Below are 15,935 nucleotides of genomic sequence, written 5' to 3'. Positions count from 1 at the left end.
TCTTAGATCTTCCAGCCCGAATGGATCGCGACCAGCCCGCCCATGATCGGCTCGACCCTGGTCTGGGTAAAGCCCGCCTCGCGGATCATCGCCTCGAACGCGGGCATCGGCGGAAAGCGGCGGATCGATTCGACCAGATAGCGATAGCTGTCCTCGTCGCCCGCGATGGCCTTGCCGATCTGCGGCACCAGACGGTGCGAATAGGCGTCATAGACATCCTTGAACCCCGGCCATTCGGTGGTCGAGAATTCGAGGCAATAGAACCGCCCGCCATGCTTCAGCACGCGGTACGCCTCTGCCAGAGCGCGGTCGATATGGGTAACGTTGCGGATGCCGAAGGCGATCGTATAGGCATCAAAGCTGCGGTCCGCGAAGGACAGTTCCTCGGCGTTCTGGCACGACCAGACGAAGTCGCCCAGCCCGCGCTTCACCGCACGCTCCAGCCCGACGTCGAGCATGTCCTGGTTGATATCGGCCACGATGATCTCGGCCCCGCTGCCCGCCATGCGGAACGCGATGTCGCCCGTTCCGCCCGCCATGTCGAGGATGCGCTCTCCGCTGCGCGGTTTCACGCGCCGCACGAAGCGGTCCTTCCACAGTCGGTGCATCCCGCCCGACATAGCGTCGTTCATGATGTCGTATTTCTTCGCCACGCCCGAAAACACCGCGCCGACGCGCGCGATCTTTTCTTCTGCGGGAATCTCCTCGTAACCGAACGAGGCGGTCGGCGGGCTGGTCGGGGTGTCCGTCATGTCGGGCGGTTTAGGGCCTAATCCGCGCGCCGCAAAGGAAAAGCACGCATTCTATCGCTGGCATTTGGGGCACCAGAAGGTCGAGCGCCCGCCCTGCACGAAACGCTCCACCGTGCCCCCGCAGTGGCAGGGCTGCCCCTCGCGCCCATAGACGCGCCAGTGGGCCGCGAAATAGCCCAGCTCGCCATCGGGCCGCGCATAATCGCGCATCGACGATCCGCCTGCCTCTATCGATTCGGTCAGCACCTCGCGGATCGCGGGGACCAGCAGTTTGAGTTTTGGCAGGGAGACGCGCCCCGCCGGTCGGTCGGGCCGGATGCCGGCGCGGTGCAGCGCCTCGCACACATAGATATTGCCCAGCCCGGCGACGATGCGCTGGTCCAGCAGCGCCAGCTTTATCGCGGGGATCTTCCCAGTCAGCGCGCGCTTCAGATAGGCAGGGGTGAAGCCGGGTCCCAGCGGCTCCGGACCCATCGCGGCAAAGGGCGCGAAATCGTCCAGCGCTTCACTGTCCACCAGATCGACCGAACCGAACCGCCGCGCATCGTTCAGGGCCAGCACATGCCCCGCCCCGGTTTCCAGCACGAGGTGATCGTGCTTGCCGATTGCCTCGGGGTCGATCCGCCAGCGCCCGCTCATCCCCAGATGGAAGATCATCACCTGCTCGCGGTCGAGATAAATGAGGCCATATTTCGCGCGGCGGCCCAGATGCGTCACCTTCGCGCCGGTCAGCACCTGCACCAGATTGGGCGGAAAGGCGCGCCGCAGATCGGGGCGATGGACGCGGGCGCGTGCGATCGTCTCGCCGGTCAGATATCCGGCAAGGCCGCGCACGGTGGTTTCGACTTCGGGAAGTTCAGGCATCGTGGCAAATCGTCATGGCCGCATAAAATAGGGGCGGCCCCCGCCAATTGCGAGCGCCGCCCCTATTTGCCGCCCTGAAGACGGAATCAGCTTTCCAGCTGGCGCAGCAGGCTGCGCACATCGCCGTCCATGTCGGCATCGCGGGTGCGCAAATCCTCGATCAGCCGGACCGCGTGGATCACGGTCGAATGGTCGCGCCCGCCGAACTTGCGCCCGATCTCGGGATAGGACCGCGGGGTCAGCACCTTGGCGAGATACATCGCCACCTGCCGCGGGCGCACGACGGCGCGGGCACGGCGCTTCGACGCCATCTCGCTGCGGTCGAGCCGGTAGAACTGGCAAACCGTGCGCTGGATCTCGTCGATGGTGATGCGGCGGCGATTGGCGGAGAGAATGTCGGTCAGCTGCTCCTCGGCGAGGTTCAGCGACACCGGCTGCCCCGTCAGCTGCGCATAGGCGATCAGCTTGTTGAGACCGCCCACGAGCTCGCGGACATTGCGGCTGATGGTGCGGGCGAGGAACTCGATCACATCGTCGGGCACGTCGCTGCTGGTAAAGCGCGTGAGGCGGTGTTCGAGGATCTTCCGGCGCAGGTCGATGTCGGCGGCCTGGATATCGGCGACCAGCCCCATCGACAGGCGCGACAGCAGCCGCGGCTCCACCCCGTCCAGCGCCTGCGGGGCGCGGTCGGCGGCAAAGCCCAGCCGCTTGCCCTCGGCCAGCAGTGCGTCGATCGTGTAGAGCAGTTCCTCCTGCGCCGAGGCCTTGCCGATAATGAACTGGATGTCGTCGACCAGCAGCATGTCGAACCCGCGCAGCCGCGACTTGAACTCGATCATCTGGTTCTGGCGCAGCGCCTGCACGAACTCGACCATGAAGCGTTCGGCCGAGCAATAGAAGATGCGGCTGCCCGGCTTGGCGGCGGCGAACTGGTGGCCTATCGCGTGCAGCAGATGCGTCTTGCCCTGCCCCGTCGCGGCCTTGAGATACAGCGGCGAGAACTGCGGCGTTTCCGACGCGGCCATGCGCTGCGCGGCATTATAAGCCAGCACATTGCCCTCGCCCGTCACAAAGCTCGCAAAGGTGAGCGAGGGGTCGAGCCCTGCGCTGCCCAGCTCGGTGATGGCATCGGCGGGGCTGGTGGGCGCGGGCGTGTGATCGTTTGCGGCGGCGGGACCGACATGCAGCTCGGGCAGCTTGCGGCGGCCGGGATGGACCGAGATGCGGACATTGCGCACTTCGCTGCGGGCGATCTTCCAGGCCAGCGAGAGCCGGTCCGAGAACCGGTCGTTCACCCAGTTGGCCGAAAATTCGGTGGGGAGATAAAGGTCGAGCGTCCCCGTCTCGCGGCAGAAATTGCCCAGCTCGATCGGGCGGATCCACTGGCCGTACAGCTGCTGGCCCAGGTCCTTGCGCAAGCCTACGCAAATGTCCGACCAGTCTGCCGCCAGTGCCTCGCGCTCTTCTTCTGCCATCAGATTATTCACTTCGCTGTCCATTGGCCCGCGTGCCGTCCTTCCCTTCCCCAAGCCGATCCGGCCTTTCGGATCATGCTGCGCGGTTTCGCCGCTCGCCAGCGGACCTGCCCCCGTTCGTCCCATCACCACCTCTTTCGATCCCGACCCGTAAAAACCCAAGTTGTCCCACTCGAACGACCGGCCTGCATCGTGGCACCAAAACGGCTGCAAACGCGGATACGATCCTTAAAAAATCGCCCCCGCGCACCATGCCCCTGTAAAAGGCATAGCTCAACAATCCTCTGCCGACCCCTAACGGCAGGAAGATGAATCTGCGTTGTCCATTGGTGCCGCTCATGAATTGACCGGCGAGTCAGTTTCTAAGGCTGTGGAGGGCCGAGCGGCAAGTGTGGACACGTAAAAATTCTGAAATATTGGCAGTTGACTCGCGCAACGTCGCAGAATTGCTATGCTTTGCCTGTAACCCGCTGAATAGCGCCATTTTTGGTTGCGCTACCACGCCCGAATCGCGGGATTTGCGTCACCGTGAGATCCGGCGGGTCGGATGGGCCGATGGCGTTTGCTACAACGCAAAAGGCCGGAGAGGTCATCTCCGGCCCTTGGGCGGCAATTTCGCTGCGTGTGAAAGACCGAATCGGTCCGAATCACCGAGCAGCGAATTGCAGAATGTGAAAGCTTCGAGACTCGCGCACGAATCCCGTCAGCCGGTCGCCCCGCCCGCCGCCATGGCGGCCGGATACGGGGCAGACAAGGTCAGAGAGCGGCGACGCGCTTGGTCAGACGGCTCATCTTACGCGAGGCGGTGTTCTTGTGCATCACGCCGCGCGCCACGCCGCGCTGCAGTTCGGGCTGTGCACCGGCCAGCGCGGTCTGGGCCGCTTCCTTGTCGCCGCTTTCGATCGCGAGCTCGACCTTCTTGACGAAGCTGCGGATGCGGCTGACGCGGTTTCCGTTCACTTCGGCGCGCCGCTCGTTGCGGCGGATGCGCTTGCGCGCCTGCGGCGTATTGGCCATTCGTAATATTCCTTCTTGGCTGACGGGCCATATTGGCTGACGTGCAACCCGCTGTTGGTTCAAGACCGGTTGGCGGCTGCCAGTCGATTGTCCGTGCAGCCCGAAATCCGTATGTGAAATCCACGCGGAATCGCGGCCCGAAAAGGGCTCGACCCACGGAAAGCGCGGCGCATAGCGGCGCGGATGCGAATCGTCAAGTTTTGCCGGATGAAACGGAAACCGCGCTCGCGGCAGCAGCCCTTGCCCTTCTCGCACGTGCGCGGCAAGGGCAAGGCGATGAACGATCCCAGGCCAGACCCTTTCGCAGACCCCGCAAGGCTGGAGCGATTCGCCCGCCATATCGTGCTGCCCGAAATCGGCGGCGCCGGTCAGGCGCGGCTCGCCTCGGCGCATGTCGCTGTGATCGGCGCGGGCGGCATCGGCTCGCCCGCGATCCAGTATCTCGCCGCGGCGGGTTTCGGGCGCATCACCATCATCGACGACGATGCGGTCGAGGCAAGCAACCTCCAGCGCCAGACGATCTTTACGGGGGCCGACCTCGGCAAGCCCAAGGCCGAGGCCGCCGCCGCATGGGTGCGCCGCTTCGATCCCGCGCTGGCGGTCACACCCATCGCCCAGCGCATCACCCCCGCGAATGCCGAAGACCTTTTGGCGGACGCCGACCAGATCCTCGACGGCTGCGACAATTTCGCGACGCGCCTCGCGGTGTCCGACGCCTGCACCGTGCTGGGCAAGCCGCTGAGCAGCGCCGCCGTGGGCCGCTTTCAGGCGCAAATGGCCAATTTCGCGGGGCACCTGCCCGATCAGCCCTGCTATCGCTGCTGGGTGGGCGACGCCTTCGATGCCGAGGACTGCGACACCTGCGCCGCCGACGGCGTGCTGGGCGCGTTCACCGGCATGGCGGGCAGCATGGGCGCGATGATGGCGGTGCGGATCGCGCTTTCGGGCATCTCGGCGCTGGGCGATCCGCAATACGGGCAATTGCAACTGTTCGACGGGCTGAAGCCGGCGCTGCGCACGATCCGCGTGTTGAAGGACCCCGGCTGCTCGGCCTGCGGAACCGCGTAAACTCGACAGCGGCTCGCCGCGCCCCCATATCGGCGCCATGGCTTCCCAGACCGAACCCGCCCCACCCGTCGGCACCGCCGTCACGCTCGAACCTTTGGTGCGCCGCGTGCTGGCGGATAATCCCAGCGCCTTTACCCTCCACGGCACGCAGACCTATCTGGTGGGCGCTGGCAGCGATGTCGCGGTCATCGACCCCGGCCCGGACGAGGCCGAGCATATCGACGCGCTGATCGCCGCCATCGGCGATGCCAGGGTCGTCGCCATCTGCTGCACCCACACGCACCGCGACCATTCCCCCGCCGCCGCGCCGCTGAAACAGCGCACCGGCGCGCCCATCATCGGCTGCGCGGCGCTCAATCTCGAAAGCATCGGTCCGCGCGGCGACGCGCCCTTCGACCCGACCTACACCCCCGACCGCGTGCTGGCCGATGGCGAGCGGCTGACCGGCGACGGCTGGACGCTGACCGCGGTGGCGACGCCCGGCCACACCTCGAACCATCTCTGCTTCGCGCTTGAGGAAAGCGGCGCGCTGTTCACCGGCGATCACGTGATGGGCTGGTCGACCACGGTCGTCATCCCTCCCGATGGCGACATGGGCCAGTACATGGCCAGCATGGATCTGCTGCACCAGCGCGAGGACACAGTCTATTACCCCGCGCACGGCGCACCGGTGACCAACACGCGCCAGCTGGTGCGCGGCATGATCGGCCACCGCCGCCAGCGCGAGCGCCAGATCCTGCGCCAGTTGCAGGAGGGGCCCAAGCCGATCCCGGAGATGGTAACGGCCATGTATAAGGGTCTCGATTCGCGGCTGGTCGGCGCGGCGGGCATGTCGGTACTTGCCCATCTCACCGACCTTGCAAGACGCGGGGAAGTCATTTCGACCGACGATACATGGAGCCTGACGAACTGACCTTTCCCTTTTCTCGCGAACCGGAGTAAAAGCGCGCCGGGTCGAATTGGAGGAGGGTCAGGCTGATGGCGACATCATCCTTTGCGCAAGCCGCGCCGAACACGGCCGAAGCGGCCGAACGCCGTTTCTATCTTTATCTTGCTGCCATCATGTCGCTGACCATCGTGGTCGGCTTTTCGCTCCATCTGGCGATGGGGCGCTCGACCTTTGCCGTGCCGTTGATCTTCCATGCCCATGCGCTGGTGTTCTTCGGCTGGGTCGCGCTCTATCTGGCGCAGAACATATTGATCGTGGGCAATCATGTCCGTCTGCACCGGACGCTGGGCATGGTGTCCTTTGCGTGGATCCCGCTGATGGTGGTGGTCGGGATCGCGCTGTCGCTCACCGTGTCGCAGCGCACCGGCGGGCCGTTCTTCTTCGACAAGAACCAGTTCCTGTTTTCCAACACCGCGCATCTGCTGGCCTTTGCGGGGCTGGCCTTCGCCTCGCTGCGGGCGCGGCGCTATTCGGGATGGCACCGGCGGCTGATGCTGACGGGCTTTGCGATCCTGACGGGGCCGGGGCTGGGCCGCATCATCCCGCTGCCGCTGCTGATCCCGCATGCGTGGCATTTCATGCTCGTCGTGGTGCTGGTCTGGCCCGCCATCGGCATGATCCGCGACAAGATCGTGACCGGCCGCGTCCATCCCGCGTGGTTTTGGGGCATCGGCGCGGTACTGGCGGTGCAGCTGGCGGCAGATCTGATCGCCTATTCCCCATGGGGCATCGCCATGACCGAGGCGTTCACCGCAGGCACCCCCGGCGGCGAACGGCCGATGGAGGCGTTCATCCCGCCGGGCTTCACCATGTAACACCGCTTGAACTCGGCGGATGGGCAGTCCATCTGGAAGGCGATCACCAAGGAGCCTTCCCAAATGACTGCCCAGCCCCGCGAGAACCTGTCCGGCCTCAACCTGCGTGCCGAGATCGAGCGGCTGCGCAAGGAGCGCAACGCCGTGATCCTGGCGCATTATTACCAGAAGCCGGAACTGCAGGATCTCGCCGATTTCGTCGGCGATTCGCTTGAACTGTCGAAGAAGGCCGCCGCGACCGACGCCGACGTGATCGCGTTCTGCGGCGTGAAGTTCATGGCCGACACCGCCAAGATCCTCTCGCCCGACAAGATCGTGGTGCTGCCTGACCTCGACGCCGGTTGCAGCCTTGAAGACAGCTGCCCGCCCGAGAAATTTCGCGCCTTCCGCGAGGCGCATCCCGATCACATCGCGCTGACCTATATCAACTGCAGCACCGAGGTGAAGGCGCTGTCCGACGTGATCGTAACCTCGTCCAGCGCCGAGACGATCCTGGCGCAGATCCCCAAGGACCAGAAGATCATCTTCGGCCCCGACCGGCATCTCGGCGGCTATCTCAACCGCAAGTTCGACCGCGACATGTTGCTGTGGCCGGGCGTGTGCATCGTGCACGAGGCGTTTTCCGAGACCGAACTGCTCAAGCTGATGGAACAGCACCCCGGCGCACCCGTCGCGGCGCATCCCGAATGCCCGCCGCATATCGTCGATCATGCCGATTATGTCGGATCGACCAGCGGCATATTGCAATATGCCAAGACGACAGAAAGCGACACGCTGATCGTCGCGACCGAACCGCATATCATCCACCAGATGGAACTGGCGCTGCCCGAGAAGAACTTCATCGGCGCGCCGGGGGCGGACGGCAACTGCAACTGCAATATCTGCCCCTACATGGCGCTCAACACGATGGAGAAACTCTATATCGCGCTGCGCGATCTGGAGCCGAGGATCGAGATCGAGGAAGGGCTTCGGCTCAAGGCGAAGCAAAGCCTCGACAAGATGATCGAGATGGCGTCGGGCACCATCGGCAAGGGCGATCTGGGGCGGGCGTGATGCGGTCGCTCCTCCGCCTGATCGCCCCCGTTATCGCAGCCGCCGCCACCGCGGCGCTGCTGGCCTCCCCGGCCGCCGCACAAGAGGATTCCATGACCGATACCCCCCGCTGGTCGCTCGCCATCCATGGCGGCGCAGGCGTTCTGACACCCGATCGCTATACCCCCGAACAGGTCGCCGAATATCGCGCCGCGCTCGACAAGGCGCTGGAGGCGGGCGGCAAGGTCCTGTCCGATGGCGGCGCGGCGATGGACGCGGTGCAGGCGGCGGTGATGGTGCTGGAGGACGACCCGCTGTTCAACGCGGGCCGCGGCGCGGTGTTCACCTTCGAGGGCAAGAACGAGCTCGACGCCGCGATCATGGACGGCGAGACGCGCAAGGCTGGCGCGGTCGCGGGCATCCTGACCACGAAGAACCCGGTCACCGCCGCGCGCGCGGTCATGGAACACAGCCCGCATGTCTTCCTCGCGCATGACGGCGCGAATGTCTTTGCCAGGGAACAGGGCCTCGAACAGGTCGACCCCTCCTATTTCGCGACCGAGGAACGCCGCCGCCAGTGGCAGGAATTCCGCGACCGCGTCGCCAGCGGCGAGGACTGGTTCGACGCCGACCTCAAATACGGCACCGTCGGCGCGGTCGCGGTCGATACCAGCGGCCATGTCGCCGCCGCCACCTCGACCGGCGGGCTGACCGGCAAGCGCTGGGGCCGCGTGGGCGATTCGCCGGTGATCGGCGCGGGCACCTATGCCGACGACCGCGCCTGCGCGATCTCCGCCACCGGCGCGGGCGAATATTTCATCCGGCTGGGCGTGGCGCATGAAATCTGTGCGCGCATGCGGTTCGAAGGCGAAACCGCCGAGCAGGCCGCAACCCATGTCATCGGCGAAGTCGGCGATCTGGGCGGCGACGGCGGGGTGATCGTCGCCGCGCCCGACGGCAGTACCGCTTTCGCCTTCAACACGCCGGGCATGCATCGCGGGCGGATCGACAGCACAGGCCTGCGCGAAACGGCGGTGTTCGGAACCGGTCAATAACCCGCGCCCGGACCCGAAAGCGGCGCGGCGCGTTCATCCGCCAATGACCGCCCGCCTGCTCTCGCTCTGGAGCCGGATCAACGCCAGCTACTGGTTCTATCCGGCCATCTTCTCGATCCTCGCCTTCTTTCTGGCGCTGGGCATGGTCGCGCTCGACCGCAATCTGTCGGAAGACTATTTCGTGGGCAGCGACTGGCTGGTCCCTGCGCGTCCGGGCGGCGCCAGCGACATGCTGCAGGTGATCGCGGGCAGCACCATTGGCGTGGCCGCCACCGTGTTCTCGATCACCATCGTCGCGGTGTCCTATGCCAGCGGCACCTATGGCCCGCGCCTGCTGACCAATTTCATGGAGGACAAGGGCAACCAGCTCAGCCTTGCGACCTTTATCGGCACCTTCGTCTATGCGGTGATGGTGCTACGCGTGGTGCGCCGAGAGGACGAATCGCCCGCCGCGGCGCTGAACGGCGATGCGCTGCCCGGCTTCGTCCCGCAGATGTCGCTGCTGGTGGCGATTGCGCTGATGCTGACCTCGATCGCCGTGCTGGTCTTCTTCCTCAACCATGTCCCCGATTCGATCCGCATCAACACGGTGCTCGAGGATATCGGCAAGCGCCTGATCCGCCAGATCCAGCGCCGCTTCCCGCAGGAGGGCGACGAGGTCGAGGATCCCGACGTCGATACCGAGGCCGAGGTCCGCGCCGAACGCGCGGGCTATATCGAGATCATCGATTTCGACGGGCTCGAGGATATCGCCAAGGAGCATGACGGGCGCATCGTTCTGTTCGTCGAGGCGGGCGATTTCATCCACCCGCCTCGCGCGCTGGCGGGGATCCATGGGATGGCGGGCGACGCGCCGATTCAAAAGGACGTGCGCGACTGCTTCGTCCTGTCGGGCCTGCGCACCCCGACGCAGGATCTGCGCTTCCTGATGGACGAGCTGGTCGAGATCGCCCTGCGCGCGCTGTCGCCCGGCATCAACGACCCGTTCACCGCGATGACCGCGCTGCACTGGATCGGTGCCGCCACGGCCGAGCTGGGCACGCGAATCCTGCGCGAATCGGCCAATGACGAAGCCACCAACCGCGACGAAAAGCGCGTCGTGCCGCTTACCACCGATTTCAGGGGCTATGTCGCTTCGGGCTTCGGCGCGGCGCGTTCGGCGGTGGCGACCAGCCGCAAGGCGACGATCTGCATGTATCAGGCGCTGGAGAACTGCGCCGACGCCGTGCGCAGCGACCGCCGCATGGTCGTGCTGCGCGAGGAAGGCGCAAGGCTGCTGGCGCAGGCGGATGTCGCGCTGGCCGGGCCGGATCTGGCAGAGGTCCACGAACGCCACCGCCAGTTCCTCGCGCATATGCGCTAGGGACGCGGCACGCGGGGCTTGGCCGCCCGCGCGCGCGGCTCGGCAGCGCGCGCCAATGCCAGTGCCGCCCCCATCAGGGCCATGCCCGTCAGATCCTGCAACGACAGCATTTCGCCGAACGCCAGAAAGCCCGTCAGTGCCGAAATCGCGGGCTGGGTCAGCAGGGCCAGCCCGATTACCACCGGGCTGAACCATGACAGCGACCGGATCAGCAGGCCCTGCCCCACGATCTGGCTGCTGAAGGCCAGCACCAGCAGAGGCGTCCAATTGCTCGGCCAGACGGTCTCGCCCAGCACGACGGCGACGAACAGCGCCACCGGCGCACCCGCCGCGGTTACCATCGCCAGCATGCCCCACGGCCCCAGCCGCGCCCGCACGCTGCGCAGCATCAGCAGATAGAACGCATAAAACAGCCCCGCGAGCAGGGAGAACAGATCGCCGACCAGATTCTCATGCGAGATCTGCAACGATCCGTCCATCAGCAGGAATGCGCCGACCAGCGCCGCGCAGATCGCGCCGATCTCCGCCACGCGCGGCATTTGTCTTGCCGCGACGAGGCCCCATGCGATCAGGATCACGCTGCCAGCATTGCCGAACAGCGTCGCATTGCCCAGCCGCGTCCGCTCGATCCCCAGATGCCACGCGGCCAGATCCAGCGCGAAGAACACGCCCGCGCCGATCACCATCAGGAAACCCGAACGGCCCAGCGCAGGCCTGCCCGCCGGTTCCTTCCACGCCAGCAAGGCCACCAGCGGGAACGCCAAAGTCAGCCGCCAGAACCCCGCGGCGACGGGGCCGGTATCGGCCAGCCGCACCAGCCACGGCCCCAGCGCCAGCACCCCGTTGGCCGCCAGCAGCATGGCCAGCCGCCCTATGCGGGTGAAGCGCGTCTCCTCGATGTCCATGGGCGTGGCGCCGCGCGACTACTCGGCGGCTGCCTCTTCGGGCTCAGCTTCGGCGGGGGGTGCCGCTTCGCCATCACCGCCCGCCGGTTCGGCCGCATCCGTGCCCGCGCTTGTCCCGGCATCGCCCCCGGCAGCATCCTCGGCCTCGACCTCCGCCGGATCGCCCTGCGAGCGCAGTTGGTCGAGCTGGATCATCTCGTCGGTGATCGTCCCTTCGAGCACCTCGCCGCCCGCATCGCGCGTGTCATTGGCCGAACGCTCGGGCTCGCTGCTGCAAGAGGCGAGGAGGGCCGCGCCGACAAGCGCGAGGGTGATTCGCATGAGCTTCATGGGCGAAATCGCTAGTCGCTGGGACAGGCGCGGTCCAGCGCGGCCAGGAATTCCTGCCCATGCTTCAGCAGCGACCGGTCGAATTGCTCGGCACTGACGTTGAGGCCCAGCCGTTGCAGGCTGGTCACGCCATATTCGCTGATCCCGCAGGGCACGATGCCGGTGAAATGCGTGAGATCAGGCGTCAAATTTACCGAAAAGCCGTGCATCGTCACCCAGCGCCGTACGCGCACACCGATCGCGCCGATCTTGGCCTCGGTCCCATCGATGTCGCGGGTCCAGATGCCGATGCGCCCTTCCGCGCGCCAGCTGTCCACTCCGAAATCGCGCAAGGCCCCGATCACCCACCCTTCCAGCGCATGCACGAAACCGCGCACGTCGCGCGCACGCCGCGTCAGGTCCAGCAGCACATAGCCGATGCGCTGCCCCGGACCGTGATAGGTGAACTGCCCGCCGCGCCCCGCCTGCACCACGTCGAAACGCGGGTCGAGCATGTCGCTCTCCTTCGCGCTGGTGCCCGCGGTATAGACGGGCGGGTGCTCCAGCAGCCAGATCAGCTCGCTCGCGCTGCCTTCGTGGATCGCGCGATTGCGCGCCTCCATCTCCGCCAGCGCCTCGCGGTAGGGGACGAGCCCGCTCTCGCGGCGCCATTCGATATCGACCCGTTCCTGCGTGACGGGCGGCTGGTCGTCATTTGTCTCGACTTGGCTGGCCATGCGCGTTGCGTGGACCCGAATGGCATGCCAAATCAAGCCTCATGAGCGTGAATCTTCCCCCGGCCGGTCCTTCCGCCCCGCGTAGCCGTTTCGATGCCAATGCCGCGTGGAAATCCGCGGTCGGCGTCATCCGCGCCAATCGCGCGGTGCTGCTGGTGATGGCGGGGCTGTTCTTCGTGCTGCCGCAGCTGGCGGTCGATTTCATCCTGCCCGAACCGCCCGCCGGGCTTGAGGGCGAGGCCGCGGGCGAGGCGATGGTCGCGATCTATGCGCGCTGGTGGCCGCTGATGCTGCTGGGGCTGGTCGCGCAGGGCGCGGGGCTGCTGGCGGTGATCGTGCTGATCGCAGGGCGCGGGCGGCCCGACGTGCGCGAATCGATCGGCGCCGGATTGAAGGCGCTCCCCACGCTGATCGCGGCGCAGCTGGTGGTGGGCGCGGGCGTGGGCCTTGCCATGCTGCTGGTGCTGCTTCCCTTTGCCGCCATCGGCGGAGAGTCGGTCATGGGCCTGTCGGTCATTCCCGTGCTGGCGCTGGCGATGTGGGTCTATTCGCGCACCATGCTGATCGCGCCGGTCGTCGCGGCAGGCGGCACGCGCAATCCGTTCGAGGCGATCCTGGCAAGCTGGTCGATGACCAAGGGCAATGCCTCGCGCCTGCTGGTGTTCTTCCTGCTGCTGCTGCTGGCGATGATCGTGATCTATCTGGTCGCGACCAGCGTTCCGGGTGCGATCGTCGCGGCCATCGGCGGGCCCGAGGCAGGCGGCATCGCCGTCGCGCTGTTCGGCAGCGTGGTCGTTGCCGGTTTCTCGCTGGTCAGTGCGGTGGTGCTGACGGCGGCATGGCGCCAGCTGGCGCCTGCCGCTTCGATCAAGGGCTGAACGCCAGGCGCTTAGTCCTTGTGGCCCCAGAACAGGCGGCAGGGCAGCACGTTGAGCGGTTCGAAATCCGAATCGATCCGATCGAACCGCTTCGCCATGAAATCGCGCGCCGCGGCCGAGAACTGATAGACCAGAAACGCGCCGCCGGTGTTCAGCACGCGGTGCGTCGCATCGACGATCGCCGGACCCACCCCGTCGGGCAGGGTCGAAAACGGCAGGCCCGACAGCACATAATCCGCGCCGTCATGCCCGCGCTCCTTCACGATCTTCTCGACATCCGCGGCCGAACCCAGCACCGCGGTGAAGCGCGGATCGTGGATCGTGCGGTTGAGATAGTCGATATAGAGCGGGTTGGTGTCGATCACGATCAGCGATCCGTCGGGCCGCAAGCGGTCCAGCACCGGCTGGCAGAACGTGCCGACGCCGGGGCCATATTCGACGAACAGCTTGCAGCGGTCCCAGTCGGTCCGCGCCAGCATGCGATTGATCGTGAAGCGCGACGAGGGGATGATCGAACCGACCATCACCGGGTGCTGGACAAAGCCCTTGAAGAACACGGCCCACGGTCCGAGCTTGTGCCCGATCCGCCGTTTCGCGCGGGAAACCGCGGACCTCTCCGCCAATTCGGTACCATTCATGAAATGCTGTGCCCTCGCGAGGCTGATTGTCCGTCCTGCATGCTGCGTGGCAAATGCGGGACCCTATTGCAAGTTCGCGCCCGTAAAAACGTCACGGGCGATGTCGTGACAAGCCCCAGATGGGGCATGCGTTCCGCAAATCAAAGAATTTCCTGCACCTTCTCCTGCGGTCGGCACAGCCGCACGCCGTTTTCGGTCTCGACCAGCGGGCGTTCGATCAGGATCGGCTCTGCCGCCATCGCGGCCAGAACCGCCGCGTCATCCGCCTGCGGCAGGCCGCGTTCTTCCGCATCGGTGCCGCGCAGTCGCAGCCCCTGCTGCGGCGTGATCCCCGCATCGGCGTACAGCTGCGCCAGCTTTTCCGCGGCGGGCGGATTCTTCAGATATTCGATCACCTCGACCTCGACGCCGGGCGTTTCCTCAAGGATTGCCAGCGTCTTGCGCGATGTGCCGCATTTCGGATTGTGCCAGATGGTCGCCTTCATGGCTCGCTCTCCTGCTCTTGGGGTGCCGCGCTGATGGCCGGGACGATCTCGGCCGCTTCGGCGGGATCGATGCCGGGCGCGGGCAGCGTTTCAAGATTCTCGCGCCGCCGCATGGCGCGGCCCGCGCGTTCGATGGCGCGGATGATGCGCGGTCCGGCGCCGCATGGGCAGAGGTTGCGCACCGCCTGCGCGATTTCCTCGCGACCCGCGCGCGGATTGCGATTGAGCAGCGCCGCGCCCGCCATGACGACGCCGGGGGTGCAGAACCCGCACTGGATCGCGCCCTCGGCCACCATCGCCTGTTGCAGCGGGTGCGAACGATCGCCCGACAGCGATTCGATGGTGGTGACGAAACGCCCCTCCACCTCGGTAATGGTGACGAGGCAGGACCGGATCGCCTCACCGTCGATGATGACGGTGCAGGCCCCGCAATCGCCGGTGCCGCAGCCATATTTGGTGCCCGTCAGATTGGCCGCGTCGCGCAGCGCCCACAGCAGGGGCGTGTCGGGATCCATCAGGAACTGGACCGGCCGGTCGTTGACGGTGAAACGGGTCATGCGCAGGGGGGTCTAGCGCGGGAAAAGAGGGCGGGAAAGATCAGGCCGCGATCAATCCCCGCCGCGCCAGATCGGCCTGCAGCGCGGGGGCGTCGCGGAAATGATGGACCTGCCAGCCAAGCCGCGTCGCCGCCGCGACATTGGCCTCGTTATCGTCGATGAACAGGCTGGCTTCGGGGTCGATGCCGAACCGGCGCGCAGCCAGCTGAAAGATCTCGGGCGCGGGTTTCGCAAGCCTTTCCTTGCCCGACACGACGATGTCGCGGAAACGGTCGAACACGGCATGCCGCGGGCGGAAATCGTCCCAGAATTCGTCGGCGAAATTGGTGATCGCGAATAGCGGCACCCCCGCTGCGTCCAGTTGCTCGACCAGCTCGATGGAGCCGGGAACGGGGCCGGGGATCGTCTCCAGGAAACGGGTGGCATAGGCGTCGATGACGGCGGCGTGGGCTGGAAACAGCGCCTTGCGCTCGGCCACCATCTCGCCAAGATCGCGTCCGGCATCATGCTCGAAATGCCATTCTTCGGTGACGACGTGGCCCAGCACGAAATCCAGCTCGTCCTCGCCCGCCACCATCTGCCGGAACAGGCACGCCATGTCCCAACGAAACAGAACCCGCCCAACGTCAAAAACGACGTTACGGACGGGTGTCTGGTTCATCAGCGCGAAAAACCTACGCGGCGGTAGGTCGGCATTTCGTTCGGCTGGAGCGAGAATGGCTGGCTGCGAGAACCGGCGCGCAGCGACCTACTGGTCGTGAGCACCGGAAGCGCAGCAGACGGCCGTTCGCAGCCCTGCCGAGCGGAATGACGGCCTGCCGATCAGCCTTGGCGGGCTTTGAACTTGCGCACCGTCTTGTTGATCACATAGGTGCGGCCGCGACGACGGATCACGCGATTGTCGCGATGACGGTTCTTCAGCGACTTGAGGCTGTTGCGAATCTTCATTGTTTCTATCCGGTGTAATGCGTGAATGCCCCGCCAGCTGCGCGAAATGGGCGCGGGCGGGCGAAAATCAAGGCTGGCCCGTTACGGG

General features: G+C 66.1%; 19 protein-coding genes. 7 read left to right on the top strand and 12 right to left on the bottom strand.

Annotated features, from left to right (window positions below):
- Positions 1-2: 2 nt before the first annotated feature.
- The 4 genes from AC4FIJ_RS03600 to rpsT all read right to left on the bottom strand — a co-directional run bounded on the left by AC4FIJ_RS03600 (position 3) and on the right by rpsT (position 4,108).
- Positions 3-752, bottom strand: a complete 750-nt coding sequence (locus AC4FIJ_RS03600; RefSeq protein WP_490335347.1) for a class I SAM-dependent methyltransferase — start codon at positions 750-752, stop codon at positions 3-5.
- Positions 753-803: 51 nt separating this feature from the next.
- The gene (gene mutM, locus AC4FIJ_RS03595; protein WP_490335346.1) at positions 804-1,616 is read right to left on the bottom strand and encodes a bifunctional DNA-formamidopyrimidine glycosylase/DNA-(apurinic or apyrimidinic site) lyase; all 813 of its coding nucleotides are present in this window, start codon (positions 1,614-1,616) and stop codon (positions 804-806) included.
- An 86-nt stretch (positions 1,617-1,702) separates the two neighbouring features.
- Positions 1,703-3,115: a chromosomal replication initiator protein DnaA gene (gene dnaA / locus AC4FIJ_RS03590; protein ID WP_490335345.1), complete on the bottom strand. Its 1,413-nt coding sequence runs from the start codon at positions 3,113-3,115 to the stop codon at positions 1,703-1,705.
- Between the two features lie 732 nt (positions 3,116-3,847).
- Positions 3,848-4,108, bottom strand: a complete 261-nt coding sequence (gene rpsT, locus AC4FIJ_RS03585; protein ID WP_490335344.1) for a 30S ribosomal protein S20 — start codon at positions 4,106-4,108, stop codon at positions 3,848-3,850.
- 276 nt (positions 4,109-4,384) lie between these two features.
- Here rpsT and AC4FIJ_RS03580 point away from each other — a divergent pair, with 276 nt between their 5' ends.
- The 6 genes from AC4FIJ_RS03580 to AC4FIJ_RS03555 all read left to right on the top strand — a co-directional run bounded on the left by AC4FIJ_RS03580 (position 4,385) and on the right by AC4FIJ_RS03555 (position 10,390).
- Positions 4,385-5,176 carry a HesA/MoeB/ThiF family protein gene (locus tag AC4FIJ_RS03580; protein ID WP_490335483.1) on the top strand — a complete coding sequence of 264 codons (792 nt, stop codon included), beginning with the start codon at positions 4,385-4,387 and terminating at the stop codon, positions 5,174-5,176.
- Positions 5,177-5,213: 37 nt separating this feature from the next.
- Positions 5,214-6,089 carry an MBL fold metallo-hydrolase gene (locus tag AC4FIJ_RS03575; protein ID WP_490335343.1) on the top strand — a complete coding sequence of 292 codons (876 nt, stop codon included), beginning with the start codon at positions 5,214-5,216 and terminating at the stop codon, positions 6,087-6,089.
- A 65-nt stretch (positions 6,090-6,154) separates the two neighbouring features.
- Entirely contained in the window at positions 6,155-6,940 is a 786-nt protein-coding gene (locus tag AC4FIJ_RS03570; RefSeq protein WP_490335342.1) for a hypothetical protein, read from the top strand.
- Between the two features lie 63 nt (positions 6,941-7,003).
- The gene (nadA, locus tag AC4FIJ_RS03565) at positions 7,004-7,993 is read left to right on the top strand and encodes a quinolinate synthase NadA (protein WP_490335341.1); all 990 of its coding nucleotides are present in this window, start codon (positions 7,004-7,006) and stop codon (positions 7,991-7,993) included.
- Positions 7,994-8,085: 92 nt separating this feature from the next.
- Positions 8,086-9,027, top strand: a complete 942-nt coding sequence (locus tag AC4FIJ_RS03560; RefSeq protein WP_490335340.1) for an isoaspartyl peptidase/L-asparaginase family protein — start codon at positions 8,086-8,088, stop codon at positions 9,025-9,027.
- 43 nt (positions 9,028-9,070) lie between these two features.
- Positions 9,071-10,390 carry a DUF2254 domain-containing protein gene (locus AC4FIJ_RS03555; protein WP_490335339.1) on the top strand — a complete coding sequence of 440 codons (1,320 nt, stop codon included), beginning with the start codon at positions 9,071-9,073 and terminating at the stop codon, positions 10,388-10,390.
- Here the strand turns inward: AC4FIJ_RS03555 and AC4FIJ_RS03550 are convergent.
- From AC4FIJ_RS03550 to lipB, 3 genes are read right to left on the bottom strand one after another with little or no spacing between them, the layout of a single operon-like run.
- Complete coding sequence (locus AC4FIJ_RS03550; RefSeq protein ID WP_490335338.1) at positions 10,387-11,295, bottom strand: DMT family transporter; 909 nt, start codon at positions 11,293-11,295, stop codon at positions 10,387-10,389. The two genes, AC4FIJ_RS03555 and AC4FIJ_RS03550, sit on opposite strands and share 4 nt — an antisense overlap.
- Before the next feature lie 18 nt (positions 11,296-11,313).
- The gene (locus tag AC4FIJ_RS03545; protein WP_490335337.1) at positions 11,314-11,625 is read right to left on the bottom strand and encodes a hypothetical protein; all 312 of its coding nucleotides are present in this window, start codon (positions 11,623-11,625) and stop codon (positions 11,314-11,316) included.
- A gap of 11 nt (positions 11,626-11,636) precedes the next feature.
- Positions 11,637-12,341 carry a lipoyl(octanoyl) transferase LipB gene (gene lipB, locus AC4FIJ_RS03540; protein ID WP_490335336.1) on the bottom strand — a complete coding sequence of 235 codons (705 nt, stop codon included), beginning with the start codon at positions 12,339-12,341 and terminating at the stop codon, positions 11,637-11,639.
- A 41-nt stretch (positions 12,342-12,382) separates the two neighbouring features.
- Here lipB and AC4FIJ_RS03535 point away from each other — a divergent pair, with 41 nt between their 5' ends.
- On the top strand, positions 12,383-13,219 hold the full coding sequence (locus AC4FIJ_RS03535) for a hypothetical protein (RefSeq protein ID WP_490335335.1): 837 nt from the start codon (positions 12,383-12,385) through the stop codon (positions 13,217-13,219).
- Positions 13,220-13,230: 11 nt separating this feature from the next.
- Here the strand turns inward: AC4FIJ_RS03535 and AC4FIJ_RS03530 are convergent, their stop codons facing one another.
- The 5 genes from AC4FIJ_RS03530 to ykgO all read right to left on the bottom strand — a co-directional run bounded on the left by AC4FIJ_RS03530 (position 13,231) and on the right by ykgO (position 15,847).
- Positions 13,231-13,857 carry a class I SAM-dependent methyltransferase gene (locus AC4FIJ_RS03530; RefSeq protein ID WP_490335334.1) on the bottom strand — a complete coding sequence of 209 codons (627 nt, stop codon included), beginning with the start codon at positions 13,855-13,857 and terminating at the stop codon, positions 13,231-13,233.
- Positions 13,858-13,997: 140 nt separating this feature from the next.
- Positions 13,998-14,342 (bottom strand): arsenate reductase (glutaredoxin), encoded by a 345-nt coding sequence (arsC, locus tag AC4FIJ_RS03525; protein WP_490335333.1) that lies wholly within the window; start codon positions 14,340-14,342, stop codon positions 13,998-14,000.
- Positions 14,339-14,899, bottom strand: coding sequence for a (2Fe-2S)-binding protein (locus AC4FIJ_RS03520; RefSeq protein WP_490335332.1), 561 nt, complete (start codon positions 14,897-14,899; stop codon positions 14,339-14,341). The genes arsC and AC4FIJ_RS03520 overlap by 4 nt, the downstream gene beginning before the upstream one ends.
- Before the next feature lie 40 nt (positions 14,900-14,939).
- Positions 14,940-15,560 carry an HAD family hydrolase gene (locus tag AC4FIJ_RS03515; protein ID WP_490335331.1) on the bottom strand — a complete coding sequence of 207 codons (621 nt, stop codon included), beginning with the start codon at positions 15,558-15,560 and terminating at the stop codon, positions 14,940-14,942.
- 161 nt (positions 15,561-15,721) lie between these two features.
- On the bottom strand, positions 15,722-15,847 hold the full coding sequence (ykgO, locus tag AC4FIJ_RS03510) for a type B 50S ribosomal protein L36 (RefSeq protein ID WP_066773114.1): 126 nt from the start codon (positions 15,845-15,847) through the stop codon (positions 15,722-15,724).
- Positions 15,848-15,935 lie beyond the last annotated feature (88 nt).

The organism is Croceicoccus sp. (assembly GCF_983967925.1).
The sequence above is the reverse complement of the archived record's forward strand: the minus strand, read 5'-3'. Positions and strand labels throughout refer to the sequence as shown.

Excerpts from the sequence above, each read along its gene's own strand:
- AC4FIJ_RS03600 (WP_490335347.1), bottom strand. The coding sequence starts at position 752 with ATGACGGACACCCCGACCAGCCCGCCGACCGCCTCGTTCGGTTACGAG.
- mutM (WP_490335346.1), bottom strand. The coding sequence starts at position 1,616 with ATGCCTGAACTTCCCGAAGTCGAAACCACCGTGCGCGGCCTTGCCGGA.
- dnaA (WP_490335345.1), bottom strand. The coding sequence starts at position 3,115 with ATGGACAGCGAAGTGAATAATCTGATGGCAGAAGAAGAGCGCGAGGCA.
- rpsT (WP_490335344.1), bottom strand. The coding sequence starts at position 4,108 with ATGGCCAATACGCCGCAGGCGCGCAAGCGCATCCGCCGCAACGAGCGG.
- AC4FIJ_RS03580 (WP_490335483.1), top strand. The coding sequence starts at position 4,385 with ATGAACGATCCCAGGCCAGACCCTTTCGCAGACCCCGCAAGGCTGGAG.
- AC4FIJ_RS03575 (WP_490335343.1), top strand. The coding sequence starts at position 5,214 with ATGGCTTCCCAGACCGAACCCGCCCCACCCGTCGGCACCGCCGTCACG.
- AC4FIJ_RS03570 (WP_490335342.1), top strand. The coding sequence starts at position 6,155 with ATGGCGACATCATCCTTTGCGCAAGCCGCGCCGAACACGGCCGAAGCG.
- nadA (WP_490335341.1), top strand. The coding sequence starts at position 7,004 with ATGACTGCCCAGCCCCGCGAGAACCTGTCCGGCCTCAACCTGCGTGCC.
- AC4FIJ_RS03560 (WP_490335340.1), top strand. The coding sequence starts at position 8,086 with ATGACCGATACCCCCCGCTGGTCGCTCGCCATCCATGGCGGCGCAGGC.
- AC4FIJ_RS03555 (WP_490335339.1), top strand. The coding sequence starts at position 9,071 with ATGACCGCCCGCCTGCTCTCGCTCTGGAGCCGGATCAACGCCAGCTAC.
- AC4FIJ_RS03550 (WP_490335338.1), bottom strand. The coding sequence starts at position 11,295 with ATGGACATCGAGGAGACGCGCTTCACCCGCATAGGGCGGCTGGCCATG.
- AC4FIJ_RS03545 (WP_490335337.1), bottom strand. The coding sequence starts at position 11,625 with ATGAAGCTCATGCGAATCACCCTCGCGCTTGTCGGCGCGGCCCTCCTC.
- lipB (WP_490335336.1), bottom strand. The coding sequence starts at position 12,341 with ATGGCCAGCCAAGTCGAGACAAATGACGACCAGCCGCCCGTCACGCAG.
- AC4FIJ_RS03535 (WP_490335335.1), top strand. The coding sequence starts at position 12,383 with ATGAGCGTGAATCTTCCCCCGGCCGGTCCTTCCGCCCCGCGTAGCCGT.
- AC4FIJ_RS03530 (WP_490335334.1), bottom strand. The coding sequence starts at position 13,857 with ATGAATGGTACCGAATTGGCGGAGAGGTCCGCGGTTTCCCGCGCGAAA.
- arsC (WP_490335333.1), bottom strand. The coding sequence starts at position 14,342 with ATGAAGGCGACCATCTGGCACAATCCGAAATGCGGCACATCGCGCAAG.
- AC4FIJ_RS03520 (WP_490335332.1), bottom strand. The coding sequence starts at position 14,899 with ATGACCCGTTTCACCGTCAACGACCGGCCGGTCCAGTTCCTGATGGAT.
- AC4FIJ_RS03515 (WP_490335331.1), bottom strand. The coding sequence starts at position 15,560 with ATGAACCAGACACCCGTCCGTAACGTCGTTTTTGACGTTGGGCGGGTT.
- ykgO (WP_066773114.1), bottom strand. The coding sequence starts at position 15,847 with ATGAAGATTCGCAACAGCCTCAAGTCGCTGAAGAACCGTCATCGCGAC.